Annotated in this window: 15 protein-coding genes and 1 riboswitch; of the genes, 8 read left to right on the top strand and 7 right to left on the bottom strand. The window is 71.8% G+C overall.

The window, feature by feature from the left end; genetic code table 11:
- Positions 1-26: 26 nt before the first annotated feature.
- Both FBZ33_RS01260 and FBZ33_RS01265 read right to left on the bottom strand, forming a co-directional pair.
- The gene (locus tag FBZ33_RS01260) at positions 27-1,046 is read right to left on the bottom strand and encodes a hypothetical protein (protein WP_088951265.1); all 1,020 of its coding nucleotides are present in this window, start codon (positions 1,044-1,046) and stop codon (positions 27-29) included.
- Positions 1,047-1,050: 4 nt separating this feature from the next.
- Positions 1,051-1,181, bottom strand: a riboswitch (cyclic di-AMP (ydaO/yuaA leader).
- A 166-nt stretch (positions 1,182-1,347) separates the two neighbouring features.
- Positions 1,348-2,718: a YibE/F family protein gene (locus tag FBZ33_RS01265; RefSeq protein WP_141907709.1), complete on the bottom strand. Its 1,371-nt coding sequence runs from the start codon at positions 2,716-2,718 to the stop codon at positions 1,348-1,350.
- 309 nt (positions 2,719-3,027) lie between these two features.
- On the opposite strand from FBZ33_RS01265, the gene FBZ33_RS01270 reads away from it, so the two are divergent.
- Positions 3,028-5,124, top strand: a complete 2,097-nt coding sequence (locus FBZ33_RS01270; RefSeq protein ID WP_141907710.1) for a copper-translocating P-type ATPase — start codon at positions 3,028-3,030, stop codon at positions 5,122-5,124.
- Between the two features lie 6 nt (positions 5,125-5,130).
- On the opposite strand, the gene FBZ33_RS01275 is transcribed toward FBZ33_RS01270, so the two are convergent.
- Positions 5,131-5,427 (bottom strand): metal-sensitive transcriptional regulator, encoded by a 297-nt coding sequence (locus tag FBZ33_RS01275; RefSeq protein ID WP_088951268.1) that lies wholly within the window; start codon positions 5,425-5,427, stop codon positions 5,131-5,133.
- Positions 5,428-5,525: 98 nt separating this feature from the next.
- Here FBZ33_RS01275 and FBZ33_RS01280 point away from each other — a divergent pair, with 98 nt between their 5' ends.
- From FBZ33_RS01280 to FBZ33_RS01290, 3 genes are read left to right on the top strand one after another with little or no spacing between them, the layout of a single operon-like run.
- Positions 5,526-5,735 (top strand): heavy-metal-associated domain-containing protein, encoded by a 210-nt coding sequence (locus tag FBZ33_RS01280; protein ID WP_141907711.1) that lies wholly within the window; start codon positions 5,526-5,528, stop codon positions 5,733-5,735.
- Between the two features lie 13 nt (positions 5,736-5,748).
- On the top strand, positions 5,749-6,720 hold the full coding sequence (locus FBZ33_RS01285) for a hypothetical protein (RefSeq protein WP_141907712.1): 972 nt from the start codon (positions 5,749-5,751) through the stop codon (positions 6,718-6,720).
- Positions 6,721-6,732: 12 nt separating this feature from the next.
- Positions 6,733-8,973, top strand: a complete 2,241-nt coding sequence (locus FBZ33_RS01290; protein ID WP_141907713.1) for a cation-translocating P-type ATPase — start codon at positions 6,733-6,735, stop codon at positions 8,971-8,973.
- Positions 8,974-9,031: 58 nt separating this feature from the next.
- Here FBZ33_RS01290 and FBZ33_RS01295 read toward each other — a convergent pair whose 3' ends face one another.
- A complete protein-coding gene (locus tag FBZ33_RS01295) occupies positions 9,032-10,492 on the bottom strand; it encodes an aminotransferase class I/II-fold pyridoxal phosphate-dependent enzyme (protein ID WP_141907714.1) in 1,461 nt (486 codons plus the stop codon).
- A gap of 175 nt (positions 10,493-10,667) precedes the next feature.
- Here FBZ33_RS01295 and FBZ33_RS01300 point away from each other — a divergent pair, with 175 nt between their 5' ends.
- The 3 genes from FBZ33_RS01300 to FBZ33_RS01315 all read left to right on the top strand — a co-directional run bounded on the left by FBZ33_RS01300 (position 10,668) and on the right by FBZ33_RS01315 (position 13,050).
- Entirely contained in the window at positions 10,668-10,841 is a 174-nt protein-coding gene (locus FBZ33_RS01300) for a CsbD family protein (protein WP_099850124.1), read from the top strand.
- 341 nt (positions 10,842-11,182) lie between these two features.
- Positions 11,183-11,452: a hypothetical protein gene (locus tag FBZ33_RS01310; protein WP_141907715.1), complete on the top strand. Its 270-nt coding sequence runs from the start codon at positions 11,183-11,185 to the stop codon at positions 11,450-11,452.
- Positions 11,453-11,577: 125 nt separating this feature from the next.
- Positions 11,578-13,050, top strand: coding sequence for an alpha/beta hydrolase (locus FBZ33_RS01315; RefSeq protein ID WP_141907716.1), 1,473 nt, complete (start codon positions 11,578-11,580; stop codon positions 13,048-13,050).
- Positions 13,051-13,103: 53 nt separating this feature from the next.
- Here the strand turns inward: FBZ33_RS01315 and FBZ33_RS01320 are convergent, their stop codons facing one another.
- On the bottom strand, positions 13,104-13,736 hold the full coding sequence (locus tag FBZ33_RS01320; RefSeq protein WP_141907717.1) for a bifunctional 2-polyprenyl-6-hydroxyphenol methylase/3-demethylubiquinol 3-O-methyltransferase UbiG: 633 nt from the start codon (positions 13,734-13,736) through the stop codon (positions 13,104-13,106).
- Positions 13,737-13,824: 88 nt separating this feature from the next.
- Here FBZ33_RS01320 and FBZ33_RS01325 point away from each other — a divergent pair, with 88 nt between their 5' ends.
- Positions 13,825-14,409, top strand: a complete 585-nt coding sequence (locus FBZ33_RS01325; RefSeq protein WP_141907718.1) for a helix-turn-helix domain-containing protein — start codon at positions 13,825-13,827, stop codon at positions 14,407-14,409.
- A 6-nt stretch (positions 14,410-14,415) separates the two neighbouring features.
- Here FBZ33_RS01325 and FBZ33_RS01330 read toward each other — a convergent pair whose 3' ends face one another.
- Positions 14,416-15,669, bottom strand: coding sequence for an RNA polymerase sigma factor (locus FBZ33_RS01330; RefSeq protein WP_141907719.1), 1,254 nt, complete (start codon positions 15,667-15,669; stop codon positions 14,416-14,418).
- Positions 15,666-16,022 (bottom strand): YciI family protein, encoded by a 357-nt coding sequence (locus tag FBZ33_RS01335; RefSeq protein ID WP_255509098.1) that lies wholly within the window; start codon positions 16,020-16,022, stop codon positions 15,666-15,668. The genes FBZ33_RS01330 and FBZ33_RS01335 overlap by 4 nt, the downstream gene beginning before the upstream one ends.
- Positions 16,023-16,150: the final 128 nt, after the last annotated feature.

Consider the following 16,150-nt stretch of genomic DNA (forward strand, 5'->3'; position numbering starts at 1 on the left):
ACGGCCCTCGGCGAGGGTTCAGCGGGTCAGAGCAGCGACATGTGGACGTGGTCGGTGTGGTTCGACGGCCCGCTGTACGAACTCCAGCCGGTCGCCGGGAACCAGATCTGCCGGTTCCAGATCACGTAGTAGATGCCCAGCCGGTCGGCGTTACGGATGAGGAAGGCGGCGACGTTGTTGCCGTACCTCCGGGTGTCATCGTTGTGCCACGGGGCGAAGCCGCTCTTCTGCAGCGACCAGTCGCAGGCGCGGCCCTTCGGATGCTCCCACGGCCCACCGGATCGGTAGCAGCCGACAAACCGGTTGTAGCCGGCCGCCTTGACCTCCTTGTACGCGTGCAGGGTGCGGGGCGTGACGCAACCGGACGTGGTCGGGTCGTTCTCGCTGCACGACTGCGGCTTCCAGTCACCGTCGGCGGTGCGACCCGGGCCGATCTTGGCCACCTTCGAGGTGGCGTCCACCAGGCCGCCGGTGAAGCCCTTGCCGCCGACGAGGGAGAGCGCCTTGTCCGCCTCGCTCTTCCGCTTCGCCATCAGGGCGGTCTGCTTCTGCTGCTCGCGGACCTCCGCGTCGAGGGCCAGCTTGGCCTGCTCGGCGCGGGCCTTCGCCGTGTTGACCTCGGCGAGCTTCTTCTCGTTGACCATGTTCATCTCGTCGAGCACCGCGGCACGCTGGACGAAGGCGTCGGGGGCCTTGCTCTCCAGCAGCATCGCGAGCGCGCCGATCCGGCCGGTCCGGTACGACTGGGCGGCGATCAGCCCGACCTGTGGGGTCAGCGCGTCCAGGTCGGCCTTTGCCCGGTCGACCTCCAGCGCAAGTTCCAACTGCCGCTTCTTGGACTTGTCCAGTTGGGACTTGGCGGCGGAGTAGTCGCGGTTGGCCTGCTCGATGACGTCGGTCAGCAGTTGCGGCTCGCCGTCCTCCTCGTGCCCGGACGGTGTGGGGGTCGTCGGGGCGGCGTGGGCCGGGAGGGGCCCGGCGAGCACGGTCAATGCGGCGATCACGGCCACCACGGGTGTCAACCAGCGGCGTAGGGGTGCCGTCACAATGTTCCCTTCCGTCGACCGCCGACCGGGTTAGCTGACGGGTTCGGGGCGGAAGTGGCCCCTACCGCTGACGCGGATTCACCCCACGTACCTGGGTCCCCGATTCGCCGGTTGGCGATTGGGCGGTGGCACCGCAGGCGCCGCTTCGCGCCTTCATCGGTAACCGGCAGCGAGGTTACCCGAGAGTCGGCCGTGTGAGCTACGCCTGGATGCCGACCAAAAGCGTCATTTCGCCATAGCGTTGAGTGACCAGTGACGTGGTTCTCAGGGTGGACGCCCGATCTGGTCACGCTGAGGAGTGTCACCATGCCGTATCCGTGCTCCTGTTCGACTCCGGCCACCCGTCGGTGGCGGTGGATGGGGGTGGGGTCCGCGTCGGATCCGGCTCGTCGGGGCGACCCGCTCGCGGTGAGATGAGTGCGGCCAGTGCCTCCGCCCGGTCCGGCTGAGGTCGCGGGGCGGAAGCGTCGGTGGACGGTGTGGCGTCCGCACGCCCGGCCGCGGTCACCACTGCGGCCAGCCCGGTTGTCAGTGGCACGGCGGCGATCAGGCCGAGGGTGGCGACAGCGCTGCGGACGATCTCCTGCGCGAGGAACTCGCTGGTGAGGATCTGCCCGATCGGCCGCGCGTCGGCGGTGAGCAGGAGCAGCAGGGGCAGCGACGCGCCCGCGTACGCCAGCACGATGGTGTTGACAGTGGAGGCGATGTGCGCGCGGCCGACGCGGGTCGCGGCGCGGTAGAGCTGCAACCGGGTCAGGCCGGGGTTGGCGTGCGCCAACTCGGTGACGGTGGCCGCCTGGGTGACCGTCACGTCGTCGAGCACCCCGAGCGAGCCGATGATGATTCCGGCGAGCAGCAGACCGTGCAGGTCCACGTCGCCCTGGAACATCGACAGCGTGGTGGCGTCCTCGCTGCCGAAGCCGGTGAGGTGGGTTGCCGCCGTCGCGATGGTGGCGAGCACGCCGGTCAGCACCAGGCTGCCCAGGGTGCCGAGCACCGCGACCGAGGTCTGTGCGGTGACCCCGTGCGTCAGGTAGAGCACCACGAACATGATCAGGGCGGCACCCACCACCGCCACCAGCAGAGGTGACTTGCCGGCGCCGATGCCCGGCAGCACGAAGGTGAGCAGGATGGCGAAGCTGGCCGCCAACCCGGCGAGCGCGGCCAGACCCCGCCACCGACCGAACGCGACGATCGCCGCGGCGAAGACCACCGCCAACCACAGCATCGGGGTGCCGCGCTGGTGCTCGGCGATGTTCCAGTTGCTGGTGCTGGGATCGGTGGGATCGGTCAGCTCGACCAGGATGACCTCGTCGCCGACCGCGACCCGGGGTGCGCCCGGCCCGTCGGGCACCGGTGTCTGCACCTGCTGGCCGGCGGACGGCCCGTCGTCCACCCGGACGTCGACAGTGCCGCACGGGCCGCCGCCGACGCGTGGTGTGCCCTCCGGGCTCGACGGCGTCGGCGGGCATGGTTCGGTCACCACCCGGGTCACCGTGCCGGGGAAGCGCGGCACATCCGCCCCGCCGTCGGTCTCCGATGCCCCACCGCGCGGCCAGAGCAGCAGTGCTGCGAGCACGGTGGCGACGAAGAGGGGCACCACCGTCATGATGAGGATCCGCCGGACCCGGGGCGGGGCGGACGGAGCGGGGCGGGTGTGGTCGGAACCCAAGGCGAGACTCCCAACGATCCGGTGCGGGGTACGTGTCAGTGGGCCGGTCGGTTCATCCGCACTGCGGAATCGCGGCGGGAGACGCGGCGGATCGCTGACCGGCGACCACCCGATCACGGATGGTCAGTGCCCGGCCCGGGCGGCCAGGAGCGACGCCACCGGGTGGCGGCGCCGGTGCCCGTTCGTGCAGCGGCATGCGGGGGGTCATCGTGGGGAATGCTAACCAGCCCGGTCCGGGGACGCAGGTCGTGACGGAGTGTCGCCGCTGAACCGCTCGCGTGCCGGTCCCCGGCCAGGCATGTTGGAGACATGCCCGCTCAATCACCGCCCGATCCCGGCCATGAGCGGCACGCCACCCCGGCCGCGCCCCCGCAGCAAGCGGGGCACGACAAGCACGCCGGGCACGACAAGCACGCCGGGCACGACAAGCACGCCGGGCACGATCCGGCGATGTTCCGTCGTCGCTTCTGGGCCTGCCTGGCGCTCACCATCCCGGTGGTCCTGGCCAGCCACCTGGTCTGGGACCAGCTGGGTCTGAGCTGGGACGTTCCCGGCCGCTCCTGGGTGGGTCCGGTGCTCGGCTCGGCGGTGTTCTGGTGGGGCGGCTGGCTGTTCCTGATCGGTGCGGTCCGGGAGGTGCGGGACCGGGCGCCCGGGATGATGCTGCTGGTCGCGATGGCGATCACCGTGGCGTACACCGCGTCCCTGGCGACCAGCCTGGGCGTCTTCGACCTGGACTTCTGGTGGGAGTTGGCCGCGCTGGTCACCATCATGCTGCTCGGGCACTGGCAGGAGATGAAGGCCATCGGGCAGGCCCGGGGAGCGCTCGTGGCGCTGGCCGCGCTGCTACCGGACGAGGCCGAGCGGGTGGCGGCGGATGGCCGGGTCGAGGCGGTGCCGGTGACCGGTCTGCGGGTCGGTGACGTGGTGCTGGTCCGCCCGGGCGGGCGGGTGCCGGCCGACGGGCGGATCATCGATGGCGGCGCCGAGCTGGATGAATCGATGATCACCGGGGAGTCGCGGCCGGTCGCCCGGTCGACGGGTGATCGGGTGGTGGCCGGCACCGTCGCCACCGACTCGGCGATCCGGGTCGGTGTGGAGGCGCTGGGTGAGCAGACCGCACTCGCCGGCATCCAGCGCATGGTCGCGCAGGCCCAGGCTTCCGGTGGGCGGACCCAACTGCTGGCCGACCGTTTCGCCGCGGCGCTGTTCTACGTGGCCACCGGCACCGCCGTGCTGACCGTGCTGGTCTGGACCGCGCTCGGTCAGCCCGACGAGGCGGTGGTGCGTGCGGTCACCGTCCTGGTGATCGCCTGCCCGCACGCACTGGGTCTGGCCATCCCCCTGGTCGTCGCGCTCTCCACCGCGTTGGCCGCGCGGTCCGGAATCCTGGTCAAGGACCGGTTGGCGTTGGAGCGGATGCGGACGGTCGGCGCGGTTCTCTTCGACAAGACCGGCACGCTGACCCGGGGCGAGCACGCGGTCACCGACGTGGTGACGGTGCCGGGCATCGGGCGGGACGAGGTGCTGCGGATCGCGGCGGGTGTCGAGTCGGACAGTGAACATCCGTTGGCCCGGGCGATCGTGGCGGCGGCCGGACACGCGGCCCCGGCCGCCGGGTTCCGGTCGCTGCCGGGCCGCGGTGTGCAGGCGACGATCGACGGTACGGAGTACGCGGTGGGCGGGCCGGCGCTGCTGCGGGAACTGGGCCTGTCGCTCCCGACGGAACTGGTGACGGCGAACGAGCGGTGGTCGGCGCGGGGTGCTGCGGTGCTGCATCTGGTGCGGCTGCCGGACACCGTGCTCGGCGCGTTCGCGTTGACCGACGAGGTGCGTCCGGAGGCCCGGCGGGCCGTCGACGAGCTGCGTGCCGAGGGCGTCCGAACCATCGCCATGATCACGGGTGACGCCCGACCGGTCGCCGAGGCGGTCGCTGCCGAGGTCGGTTTCCGGCCCGGTGTCGACGAGGTCTTCGCCGAGGTGCTGCCGGGGGAGAAGGACGACCGGGTGGCGGAGCTGCAGCGGCGAGGGTTGATCGTGGCGATGGTCGGTGACGGGGTGAACGACGCTCCGGCGTTGGCCCGAGCGGACGTCGGTATCGCGATCGGCGCGGGCACCGATGTGGCGATCGAGTCCGCCGGGGTGGTGCTGGCGTCCTCGGACCCGCGCGGGGTGGGTGCCGTCGTCCGGTTGTCCCGGGGCTCGTACCGGAAGATGCGACAGAACCTGGCCTGGGCGGCGGGCTACAACGTGGTGGCGCTGCCGCTGGCGGCGGGTGTGCTGGCCTGGGCCGGCGTGGCGTTGAGCCCGGCGGTGGCAGCGGTGCTGATGTCCGCGTCCACCATCGTGGTGGCGCTCAACGCGCAGTTGCTGCGCCGCGTCCGTCTCGACCCGGCGCCGGACTGAGGGGCGTCAGCCGCGCTTCATCAGCCGGCCGACCGCCGCCATCATCTCGGTGGCCATCTCGTCGGCCCGGCCCTCGGCCGCCCCCTCGTGCATGCAGTGCCTGGCATGCCCGTCGAGCAGCCCCAGCGCCACCTTGTCGAGTGCGGCCTGGATGGCGGAGATCTGGGTGAGCACGTCGATGCAGTAGCGGTCGTCGTCGACCATCTTCTCGATGCCGCGGACCTGCCCCTCGACGCGGCGGAGCCGCGTGAGCAGCTGGTCCTTGCTGGCGGTGTACCCGCGGATCGGGGTGGGTGCGGTCATGCGAACCAGGATAGCGTACCCCTGGGGGGTATGGTACGGTCGTCTTCGGGTGGGATACCCCCACCGGGTACGGGTAATCCGTTCAAGGAGGCGTTCCAATGGTCAACAAGACGTACCAGGTGCAGGGAATGACCTGTGGGCACTGCGTCAGCGCGGTGAGCGCCGAGGTCGGCGCGATCCCGGGCGTGCAGGACGTCCAGGTCGACCTCGCGGCCGGTCGGGTCACCGTCAGCAGCGACCAGCCCCTCGACCCGGCAGTTGTCCGGGCTGCCGTCGACGAGGCCGGCTACGACCTCGTCGACGCGTGATCGGAGGGCGGGCATGCGCACCGTGACGAGACTGGCCGGGTTCGCCGTGGGCCTCGCGGCGGTCTTCGGCACGACGTACGGGATCGGCCGGGTCGTCGACCGCGCCCCGGTGGTCGAGGGCCAGCACGACGGCGACGGCGCCCATGCGACGGGCGAGCACGACGAGACGACCGACCGGCTCCCCGGCGGCCTGCTCGTCTCCGACCGGGGCTACACCCTCCAACCGGTCGACGCCCCGGCCGACGAGTTCGCCTTCCGGATCGCCGGGCCGGACGGTCAGCCGGTGACCCGGTACGACGTGGCGCACGACAAGCAGATGCACCTGATCGTCGCCCGGCGGGACCTCTCCGGCTTCCGTCACGTGCACCCCGAGCTGGCAGCGGACGGCACCTGGCGGGTCGACACCCCGCTGGCCGGTCCCGGGCTGTGGCGGGCGTTCGCCGACTTCACCCCGACCGGAGGCGAGGCGCTGACCCTCGGGGTGGACGTGACCGTCCCCGGTGAGCTGACCGAACGGCCGCTGCCCGCCCCCTCGACCAGCACCACCGTCGACGGCTACACGGTCACCCTGACCGGCTCGCCGCAGCCTGGCCGCACCTCACCGCTGACCCTGACGGTGAGTCGGGGCGGGCAGCCGGTCACCGACCTGGAGCCCTACCTGGGCGCGTACGGGCACCTGGTGGCCCTGCGCCGGGGCGACATGGCGTACCTGCACGTGCACCCGGACGGGGCTCCCGGCGACGGGCGGACCCAGCCCGGCCCCGCGGTCACCTTCCTCGCCGAGGTGCCGTCGGCTGGCAGCTACCGGCTCTACCTCGACTTCCGGCACGGCGGGGCGGTGCACACCGCCGAGTTCACCGTCGTCGCCGGCACCCCAGCGGCCGGCACTCCAGCGGCCGACGCCCCACCCACCGGGGGCGACCCGAGCGGACCCGCACCGACCGGGGGCGCCGACCACGGCACCCCCGGGCACGGGCACAACTGACGGGACCAGACGATGACCACCACCAGCAGCAGACCACTGCCCGAGGCGCCGAACCAGATCGAGTTGGCGATCGGCGGGATGACGTGCGCAGCCTGCGCCGCCCGGATCGAGAAGAAGCTCAACCGGATGGACGGCGTGAGTGCCACAGTCAACTACGCCACCGAGAAGGCGACCGTCCGGTACGCCGACGCCGTCACACCGGACGACCTGATCGAGACCGTGCAGAAGACCGGCTACACGGCCGCACTGCCCAGCGCGCCGGCCGAAGAGCAGTCGGTGGACCCGCTGAAGGGCCCGCGTACCCGGCTCTGGGTGTCGGTGGCACTGAGCGTGCCGGTGGTCCTGCTGGCGATGGTCCCGGCCTGGCAGTTCGACTACTGGCAGTGGCTGTCGTTGACCCTGGCCGCCCCGGTGGTGGTCTGGGGTGGGCTGCCGTTCCACCGGGCCGCCTGGACCAATCTGCGGCACGGCGCGGCGACCATGGACACGCTGGTGTCGCTCGGCACCCTGGCCGCGTTCGGCTGGTCGCTCTGGGCACTCTTCCTCGGCGACGCCGGGATGCCGGGGATGACGCACCCGTTCCGCTTCGACATCACCCGCACCGACGGCGCCGGCAACATCTACCTGGAGGCGGCCGCCGGGGTGACGGTGTTCATCCTGGCCGGTCGCTATTTCGAGGCCCGTTCCAAGCGGACCGCCGGTGCCGCCCTGCGCGCCCTGCTCGAACTCGGGGCCAGGGAGGTGGCGGTGCTGCGGGACGGGGTGGAGACCCTGATTCCGGTGGACCGGCTCGTCGTCGGTGACCGGTTCGTGGTCCGTCCCGGGGAGAAGATCGCCACCGACGGGGTGGTCGACGAGGGCACCTCCGCCGTGGACGCCAGCATGCTCACCGGTGAGTCGGTGCCGGTCGAGGTCGGCCCCGGCGACGGCGTGGTCGGCGCCACCATCAACGCGGGCGGCCGACTGGTGGTCACCGCGACCCGGGTCGGCGCGGACACCCAGCTCGCCCGGATGGCCGATCTGGTCGAGCAGGCGCAGAGCGGCAAGGCGGCCGTGCAGCGGCTGGCGGACCGGATCTCCGGCGTCTTCGTGCCGATCGTCATCACGCTGGCCGTCGGCACCCTCGGCTGGTGGCTCGGCACCGGAGCCGGCCCGACCGCAGCGTTCACCGCGGCCGTGGCCGTCCTGATCATCGCCTGCCCGTGCGCGCTGGGCCTGGCCACGCCGACCGCGCTGCTGGTCGGCACCGGCCGGGGCGCGCAGCTCGGTGTGCTCATCAAGGGGCCGGAGGTCCTGGAGTCGACCCGCCGGGTGGACACCGTGGTGCTGGACAAGACGGGCACCGTCACGACCGGCCGGATGACGCTGGTGGACGTGGTGCCGGCGAGCGGGGAGGACCGGGCCGAGCTGCTCCGGCTCGCCGGCGCGGTGGAGGCCGCCTCCGAGCACCCGATCGCCCGTGCCGTCGCCGCGGGTGCCGCCGAGGCCGGCGCACTGCCCCCGGTGACCGGCTTCCGCAACCTCGAAGGGCTGGGCGTGACCGGCACTGTCGACGGAACTGTCGTGCTGGTCGGTCGGGCCCGGCTGCTGCGGGAGCACGACATCGACGTACCGCCGGAGGTCGAGTGGGCCGTGCGCGACGCGGAGGCCGCCGGTCGTACGGCGATCGTCGCCGGCTGGGACGGGCAGGCCCGGGGCGTGCTCGCGGTCGCCGACGTGGTGCGGCCGACCAGTCGGGCGGCGGTGGCCCGGTTGCGCGCGCTGGGGCTCACTCCGGTCCTGCTGACCGGGGACAACACCACAGTGGCCCGGGCGGTCGCCGCCGAGGTGGGCATCGACGAGGTGATCGCCGAGGTGCTGCCGGCCGGGAAGGTCGACGTGGTCAAGCGGCTCCAGGCCGAGGGGCGGTCGGTGGCGATGGTCGGCGACGGGGTCAACGACGCCCCGGCGCTGGCCCAGGCCGACCTCGGGCTGGCCATGGGCACCGGCACCGACGTGGCGATCGAGGCGTCCGACCTCACTCTCGTCCGGGGTGACCTGGACGCCGCTGTGGATGCGATCCGGTTGTCCCGACGCACGCTCGGCATCATCCGGGGCAACCTGTTCTGGGCCTTCGGCTACAACGTGGCGGCCCTGCCGTTGGCCGCCGCCGGGCTGCTCAACCCGATGATCGCCGGTGCCACGATGGCGCTGTCCTCGGTCTTCGTGGTGGCCAACAGTCTGCGGCTGCGACGGTTCCGTTCGGCCACCTGACGTCCCTGACCCGCCCGGGCAGGGCTGGCATCCGGCCAGCCCTGCCGGGCGGTACGCCTCAGCCGGCGTGGACCCGCACCGTCTTCAGCTCCGCGTCGGCGGCGTCCGGGATGGTCATGCCTGCGGCGAGGCCGGTGCGCAGGTATTCGACCACCGCCTCGTTGATCACCTCGCCCGGCAGGACGGCCGGCACGCCGGGGGGGTACGGGGTGAGCATCTCAGCGGCAACCCGGCCGACCGCCTGCTCGGCAGGCACCTGCTCGGCCCGGCCGAAGAACGCGTCCCGGGGCAGCATGGCCAGTTCCAGCCGCAGCTCCTTCGGGGTCGGCAGGGTCACCGGCTTGGCCCTGGGCAGCCGGTCGGCGGCCTCGGTCAGCGCCCGCAGCCCGTCCAGCAGCGGACCGGTGGTCTCGTGACTGTCGGCGTGAGTGAGGGCCAGGGTCATCCGGCGGTGGTCGGCCAGTGCCAGATTGATGTGCCGTTCGTTGTGCAGCCAGTCGACTGCCTGGTAGCCGCTGATGCCGAGCTCGGAGACGTCGATGACGATCTTCAACGGGTCGGTGTCGGCTGCCCGCTGCGGGCCGAGGAGGCGTTCGCCCAGCACGGTGAGGCCGGGTAGCGCGTCGATCGCCTCACGGGTCTCGTGGGCGAGGGCGAGAGCAGCGGTCAGCAGGTCGTGGCCGTGCTCGGCCATCTGCCGGCGCCAGCCGTCCAGTGCCGCGTAGATCAGCGGTGAGGAACTGGTCGTACCAAGCATGTCCTCGCGCTGGCTCAGCACGCTCGGGTCGATCCGCTCGCCCTGAAGGTGGAACACCGAGCTCTGCTCCAGGCCGCTGCCCATCTTGTGCACGCTGGTGACGCAGGCGTCCGCACCGGCGTCCATCGCCCACTGCGGCAGGTCGGGGTGGAAGGGCAGGTGCGCGCCCCACGCCTCGTCCACCAGGAACGGCTTGCCCTGCTGGTGGCAGACGTCGGTGATGGCGGCCAGGTCGGCGCAGGTGCCGTAGTCGGTTGGGGTGACGACCAGGACACCCTTGGCGTCGACGTGACCACTCAGCGTCTCGGCCACCGTGTCGGCGCCCGGCGGGTACGTCAGGTGCAGTTCCTCGTCCCACCGGGGCTCGATCCAGACCGGTTGGATGCCGGCGATGATGATCCCGGAGACCACCGACTTGTGGGCGTTGCGGTTGATCAGCAGCTTCTCTTCAGGGCCGGCGACCGAGATCATCAGAGTCTTCACCGAGAGTGAGCTGCCGCAGGTCGAGAAGAACGCGTGCTCGGCGCCGACCGCGTCGGCCATCAGCCGCTGCGCGGTGGCGAGCACTTCATGGGTCTGCAACCGATCGTCGAGTCCGTTGTTGGTCATCACGTCCGCGGCGAAGAGGTCGCGGCCGAGCACCGCGAGGACGCGCTCGTCGACTCCCCGTCCCTGCTTGTGTCCAGGCGGTGTGTAGTTGATGTCTCCGCGTTCCCGGTAGGCGACGAGGGCTTCCAGGATCGGGGCAGATGACTGGTCCATCGACTGCTCCTTCCGACGTTTGCCCTGCTGTTCCTTCCCCCGGTCGGCGCCGCCCAACCGCCGGTTGGACGGCCCGACGATGACCGGAGGCGGGTCGGAGCTGGCTGAAATGGTTGGGCGGCTGACTGTGGGGGTACTGCTGAGGGCGTAGCGACGCTTGCAATGGAGGTTGGCAATGGGTATGGATGACAAGATCAACAATGCCACCGAGGACGCGACCGGCAAGCTGAAGGAAGGCGCCGGTCGGGCCACCGACAACGAGCAGCTCGAGGCCGAGGGTCGTACTGACCAGTCGACGGCCAAGCTCAAGCAGGCCGGCGAGAAGATCAAGGACGCCTTCAAGAGCTGACGTACGACGCACATTGCACGCCGGGCCGGTGATCATCACCGGCCCGGCGTTCTGTGTGTCCGGCGCTTTCTCATGACCCTGAGATCCCCCTGATTCCGCTTCCGGCACCCACAGCCGAACGCCTCTACCTGCTAACTTCCATTGGCATGTGCGAGGGAAGGTTATGAGCAGCTGGCGGCGGCCGGGTTGGTCACCGCCAACCTGGAGTTGTCGAGGGACGGGAAGGCCATGAACTACTACGAGGTGAAGCCGTTCGTGCTCACACTCACCCCCGAGGTCATCGCGACGGCGGTCGAGACGCTGACCGTGCCCGGCTCGGCCGAGCAGCCGGGAGCGGGCCGATGAGCGAGCACGACTGGACCGAGGTGGTCGGAGCGATCGGCATCTTCGCCCTGATCATCAGCGTGTTCACGGTGACCGTCGTCCAGCTGGCCAAGACCCGCCGGACCCGGCTCGAACTGGCCCGCCCGGACGACTACCGCCGGCTGGCCGAGACGGCAACCCAGGCCCAGGCCGAGAACGCCCGACTGCTCGCGGCGATGGACGGGCGGCTGGGCGGGATGGAAACCCGGATGACCACGCTCGAGCGCGTCCTGCGCGAGGTCGAGTGACCCGCTGAGAGCAGAAGGCCCCGGGCCGTCGAGCGGCTACTCGACGGCCCGGGTGGAAGCAGCATCACCTCGCCCAGTGGGCGAGCTTCACCGGTAACGCTCCTTCGAGGAGAGGACAGCACCTCATGCTGCGCGTACGCAAATCCGCAGTGGGCTGGGCGGTCGCCCTGGCCCTCACGGCCACCGGCCTGACCCCGGCGAGCCCCGCCGCCGCTCGACCACAGCCCGGTCCGACGATCGACTGGCGGCCCTGCGCCGCAGACTCGGATGCCGAGTGCGGCACCCTGTCGCTGCCGGTGGACTGGAACCAACCCCGAGGTGAGCGCTTCGACCTGGCGTTGGCTCGCCGGGCAGCCGACAAGACCACCCGCAAGGGTGCGCTGGTCTTCGGCCCGGGTGGGCCGGGCGACAGCGGGGTCGACCGGGTGGTGAACGGCAGCTCCCGGTTCAGTGCCGACCTGCGCCGCCGGTTCGACATCGTCAGCTTCGACCCGCGCGGCACCGGCGGCAGCCACCCGGTGATCTGCGCACGGGACCTGCTCGCCCGGCAGCCGCAGCTGATCGCCGACCAGGCCCAGTTCGACGCGACAGTTGCCAACAACGCGCTGCTGCGCGTCGACTGCCGGGCCCGCACCGGGGCGCTCTACGACCACGTCGACACGACCAGCGCCGCCCGGGACCTGGACGCGGTCCGCGCCGCACTCGGCGAGCGTCAGCTGACCTTCCACGGCAGCTCGTACGGCACGCTGCTCGGGCAGCGGTACGCGGAGCTGTATCCGAACCGGGTCCGGGCCGTCGTGCTGGAGGCCGCGATGGACCACAGCCTCGGCACCCGCGCCTTCCTCGACAGCCAGGCGGTCACCGCGGAGAACGCGTTCGACGAGTTCGTCGCCTGGTGTGACCGGTCCACCGCCTGCGGGCTCAAGGGACGGGACGTCCGGGCGATCTGGGCCGGGCTGCGCGCCCGGGCCGAGCGCGGCACGCTGACCGACCCGGACCGGGCCGGGGTGGTGCTGACCCCGTTCGAGTTGGCCCGGCTCACCCACAAGAAGTTCTACGACACGTGGCGGTGGCCGGGGCTGGCCGACTGGCTCGGCAGGATGGACGCGGCCGCCTCGCCGACCGCCGCGCCCCCGGCCGACGCCACGACGACGGTCGACGCCGTCGCGCCGTACCCCTTCGCCGTCTTCTGCCAGGACTGGAGCCTGCCCGTCCGCGACTACCGGGAGTACGCCGCACACGTGCGCCGGGCGGCCCTGCTGGCACCGGACCTGCGGTATCCGCCGGCCCTGTTCGCGCTCGTCACCTGCCTGGGCACTCCGTCGCCGGTCGCCAACCCGCAGCACCGACTGCGGGTCCGCACCGACGTGCCACTGCTGATCGCCGCCACGGTGCACGACCCGGCGAGCGGGTACGACTGGGCCCGCGCTGTGGCGCGGCAGTTGGGCAGGCATGGCGCTCTGCTCACCTACCAGGGGTGGGGGCACGGCAGTTACAGCAGCAGCCCGTGCGTGCAACGAGCCGTCGACGCCTACCTGATCGATCAGGTGGTGCCCGCCCGTGGTGCCAGCTGCACAGCCGTCGACCCCGACGTGTGATCGTGCCGCCGGCCGTCGGGTGGTCAGGTTCGCCCGACGGCCGGCAGCGGGGTTCAGTGGCGTCGGGTGGCGCGGACGACCACGTCGTGCAGCGGGACTTCCCGGCCGGGCACCGAGCGGCGGTGCTCCTCGGCGGTGACCATCTCCCAGGTGGCGCTGTCCAGACCGGCGGTGATGTCCGCGAGGGTGACCGATGCCTCCTCGGGTGGGTGGTGGCCGTGCCCGGTGGCTTCCGAGGTGTGCAGGTGCCCGACGATCAGCAGGCTGCCACCCGGCGCCACCCACCCGGCGATGCGGTCGTAGAAGGCCAGGTGCGGCATCGCCGGGTGCGCGTAGTGCGTCGTCACCAGATCGAACTGCGTCCCCGGCTCCCAGGTCGTCAGGTCCGCCTCCACCCACCGCACGCGCTCGGGCACCCCGGCGTCCGCCGCGCGTCCGGCGGCGAGAGCGAGGGCGGCGGATGCGATGTCGACAGCGGTGACCTGCCAGCCGTGCGAAGCGAGCCAGACCGCCTCCGTGCCGGTGCCGCAGCCGGCGTCCAACACCGTGCCGGGCGTCAGGCCGGCGATCTCACGGGCCAGGTACGGGTGCGGGGGAGCCGCGCCGACGGCACCCGGATGATCATGGTGCACCTGGTGCCAGTGCCGATCCCAGTAGCCTTTGTCGAACTCGTGCTGCTCGGTCATCTACCTGCTCCTTCGCGTCTCGGTAGCGACTGTGACCGGCCCACCCACCGATCCGCAAAACTTCTTGCCAAATGGCAAAATTGGCGACATGGACGAGCCGGACCGCACCCTGGACGCTGTCGGAGGAAGACTGAAGCGCCTTCGGCTCCGCCGCGACATCACGCTCACCGACCTCGCCGCGGAGACCGGCATCTCCGCCAGCACCCTGTCCAGGCTCGAAGCCGGCCTGCGTCGCCCCACGCTGGAGCAACTCCTCCCGCTCGCCCGCGTCCACGGCGTGACGCTCGACGAACTCGTCGGCGCGCCGCCGACCGGCGATCCCCGCATCAACCTGCGCCCCATCACGTGCAGCGACGGATCGGTCATCCTGCCGCTGACCCGGCGACCCGGGGGCATCCAGGCCTACAAGTACGTGCTCCCGGCCAGCGCCGACGACCGCGAACCCGACCTGCGCACCCACGAGGGACACGACTGGGTCTACGTCCTCAACGGCACGCTGCGACTGGTCCTCGGCGAGCACAATCTCGTCCTCACGCCCGGGGAGGCCGCCGAGTTCGACACCCGCACCCCGCACTGGTTCGGGGCCACCAGCTCCGGCCCCGTCGAGTTTCTCAGCCTGATCGGGAAACAGGGCGAACGCGCGCACATACGCGCCGCCCCGAAGGCCGATTGACCCAGGTCATCGCTGCCCAGTCAGTCGGCTGGCCTTCAGTTCCAGATACCGCTGCTCGGGCAGGCTCGTGGTGCCGCGTGCCGCGGCCAGGTACGCCTCCCGCGCCGCCTCGGCGTCCCCGGCCATCTCCAACAGGTGCGCCCGCACGGCGGCGAGCCGATGGTGCCCGGCCGTGCGCTCGTCGGCGATCAGCGGTGTGAGCAGCGCGAGCCCGGCCCCTGGCCCGTCCACCATCGCCACCGCCACCGACTGGTTGAGGGTGATCATCGGGTTCGGCGCGATCCGGGCCAGCAGTCGGTAGAGCGCGACGATCTGCCGCCAGTCGGTCTCCGCCGCCGTTGACGCCTCGGCGTGCACGGCGGCGATCGCCGCCTGGAGCTGGTACGGGCCCGGCGGCGACCAGGTCAACGCCTCGGTGATCAGCGCGATCCCCTCCGCGATGGCGGCAGAGTCCCACCGGGTGCGGTCCTGCTCGGCGAGGGGCACCAGTTCCCCGTCCGGGCCGAGCCGGGCCGCCCGGTGCGCGTCGGTGAGCAGCATGAGCGCCAGCAGCCCGGCCACCTCGCCGTCGTCGGGCAGCAGCCCGCGCAGGATGCGGGCCAGCCGGATCGCCTCGCCGGTCAGCTCGGCCCGGTGCAGGTCCGGGCCACTCGACGCGGTGTACCCCTCGTTGAAGATCAGATAGAGCACCCGGAGCACCGACCGCAGCCGCTCGTCCCGCTCGGCCGGCTCGGGCATCGTGAACCGGGCTCCGGCGGCCTCGATCCGCTGCTTGGCCCGGCGGATCCGTTGACTCATCGTCGCCTCCGGCACCAGGTGCGCCCGGGCGATCTGGGCGGTGCTGAGACCACCGACCGCGCGCAGGGTGAGCGTCACCTGCGCCGATCCGGTCAGCGCCGGGTGGCAGCAGAGGAACAGCAGCGTCAGGGTGTCGTCCGCGGCCGGGACCGCCGGCTCCGCGTCGGCCGCCGGCGCCACCTGGGCGTACGTCGGCTCGCGCAGCGCCACCGCCACCTCGCGGTCCCGGCGAGCGCTCTCGCTGCGCCACTCGTCGGTGAGCCGGCGGGTGGCCACGGTGAGCAGCCAGGCGCGGGGACTGTCCGGTACGCCCTGCCCGGGCCACTGTGTCGCGGCGGCCAGCAGCGCCTCCTGGACCGCGTCCTCGCACCGGTCGAACTGGCCGTGCCGGCGGACCAGCAGGCCGAGGACCTGCGGCGCGAGGGTGCGCAGCAGATCCTCGACCGTCCGGTCCCCGGTCACATCTCCGTCCCGGCCTGCTCCATCACCGGGCGGACCTCCATCGCGCCGCCGTAACGGACGTCCGGCCAGCGGGCCGCGATCTCGGCGGCCCGCTGCGGGCTGTCGCACTCGACGGTCAGATAACCGGCGAACTGCTCCTTGCTCTCCATGAACGGCCCGTCGACGATCTCGGTGGTGCCGTCGATCTGCCGGACCGTCAACGTCTGCGACGGGTTGGCGAGCGCCTGGCCGTCGACCAGCTCGCCGGTCTCGGTCAGCTCCTTCATGATCTCGTCGACCTCGCCGAAGAGAGCGGTGCGGTCCTGCTCGGTCAGCTCCTCGGTGAAGCCGGGCCGGTTCCAGATCAGCAGCATGTACTTCACGGCGGTGCTCCTCAGCTCTGGTCGCACCCCCGGTCGGGGCGCGGCTCACCGGAGGGTCGGAGCGGACAACCCGTTCCCTACGGCGTACCGAAGAAAATCGCAGATAACTTCGCCGGTGG

It is taken from the genome of Micromonospora sp. A202, assembly GCF_006715105.1.
GTDB classification, from domain to species: Bacteria; Actinomycetota; Actinomycetes; order Mycobacteriales; family Micromonosporaceae; genus Micromonospora; species Micromonospora zamorensis.

Excerpts from the sequence above, each read along its gene's own strand:
- FBZ33_RS01270 (WP_141907710.1), top strand. The coding sequence starts at position 3,028 with ATGCCCGCTCAATCACCGCCCGATCCCGGCCATGAGCGGCACGCCACC.
- FBZ33_RS01275 (WP_088951268.1), bottom strand. The coding sequence starts at position 5,427 with ATGACCGCACCCACCCCGATCCGCGGGTACACCGCCAGCAAGGACCAG.
- FBZ33_RS01280 (WP_141907711.1), top strand. The coding sequence starts at position 5,526 with ATGGTCAACAAGACGTACCAGGTGCAGGGAATGACCTGTGGGCACTGC.
- FBZ33_RS01285 (WP_141907712.1), top strand. The coding sequence starts at position 5,749 with ATGCGCACCGTGACGAGACTGGCCGGGTTCGCCGTGGGCCTCGCGGCG.
- FBZ33_RS01290 (WP_141907713.1), top strand. The coding sequence starts at position 6,733 with ATGACCACCACCAGCAGCAGACCACTGCCCGAGGCGCCGAACCAGATC.
- FBZ33_RS01295 (WP_141907714.1), bottom strand. The coding sequence starts at position 10,492 with ATGGACCAGTCATCTGCCCCGATCCTGGAAGCCCTCGTCGCCTACCGG.
- FBZ33_RS01300 (WP_099850124.1), top strand. The coding sequence starts at position 10,668 with ATGGGTATGGATGACAAGATCAACAATGCCACCGAGGACGCGACCGGC.
- FBZ33_RS01310 (WP_141907715.1), top strand. The coding sequence starts at position 11,183 with ATGAGCGAGCACGACTGGACCGAGGTGGTCGGAGCGATCGGCATCTTC.
- FBZ33_RS01315 (WP_141907716.1), top strand. The coding sequence starts at position 11,578 with ATGCTGCGCGTACGCAAATCCGCAGTGGGCTGGGCGGTCGCCCTGGCC.
- FBZ33_RS01320 (WP_141907717.1), bottom strand. The coding sequence starts at position 13,736 with ATGACCGAGCAGCACGAGTTCGACAAAGGCTACTGGGATCGGCACTGG.
- FBZ33_RS01325 (WP_141907718.1), top strand. The coding sequence starts at position 13,825 with ATGGACGAGCCGGACCGCACCCTGGACGCTGTCGGAGGAAGACTGAAG.
- FBZ33_RS01335 (WP_255509098.1), bottom strand. The coding sequence starts at position 16,022 with ATGCTGCTGATCTGGAACCGGCCCGGCTTCACCGAGGAGCTGACCGAG.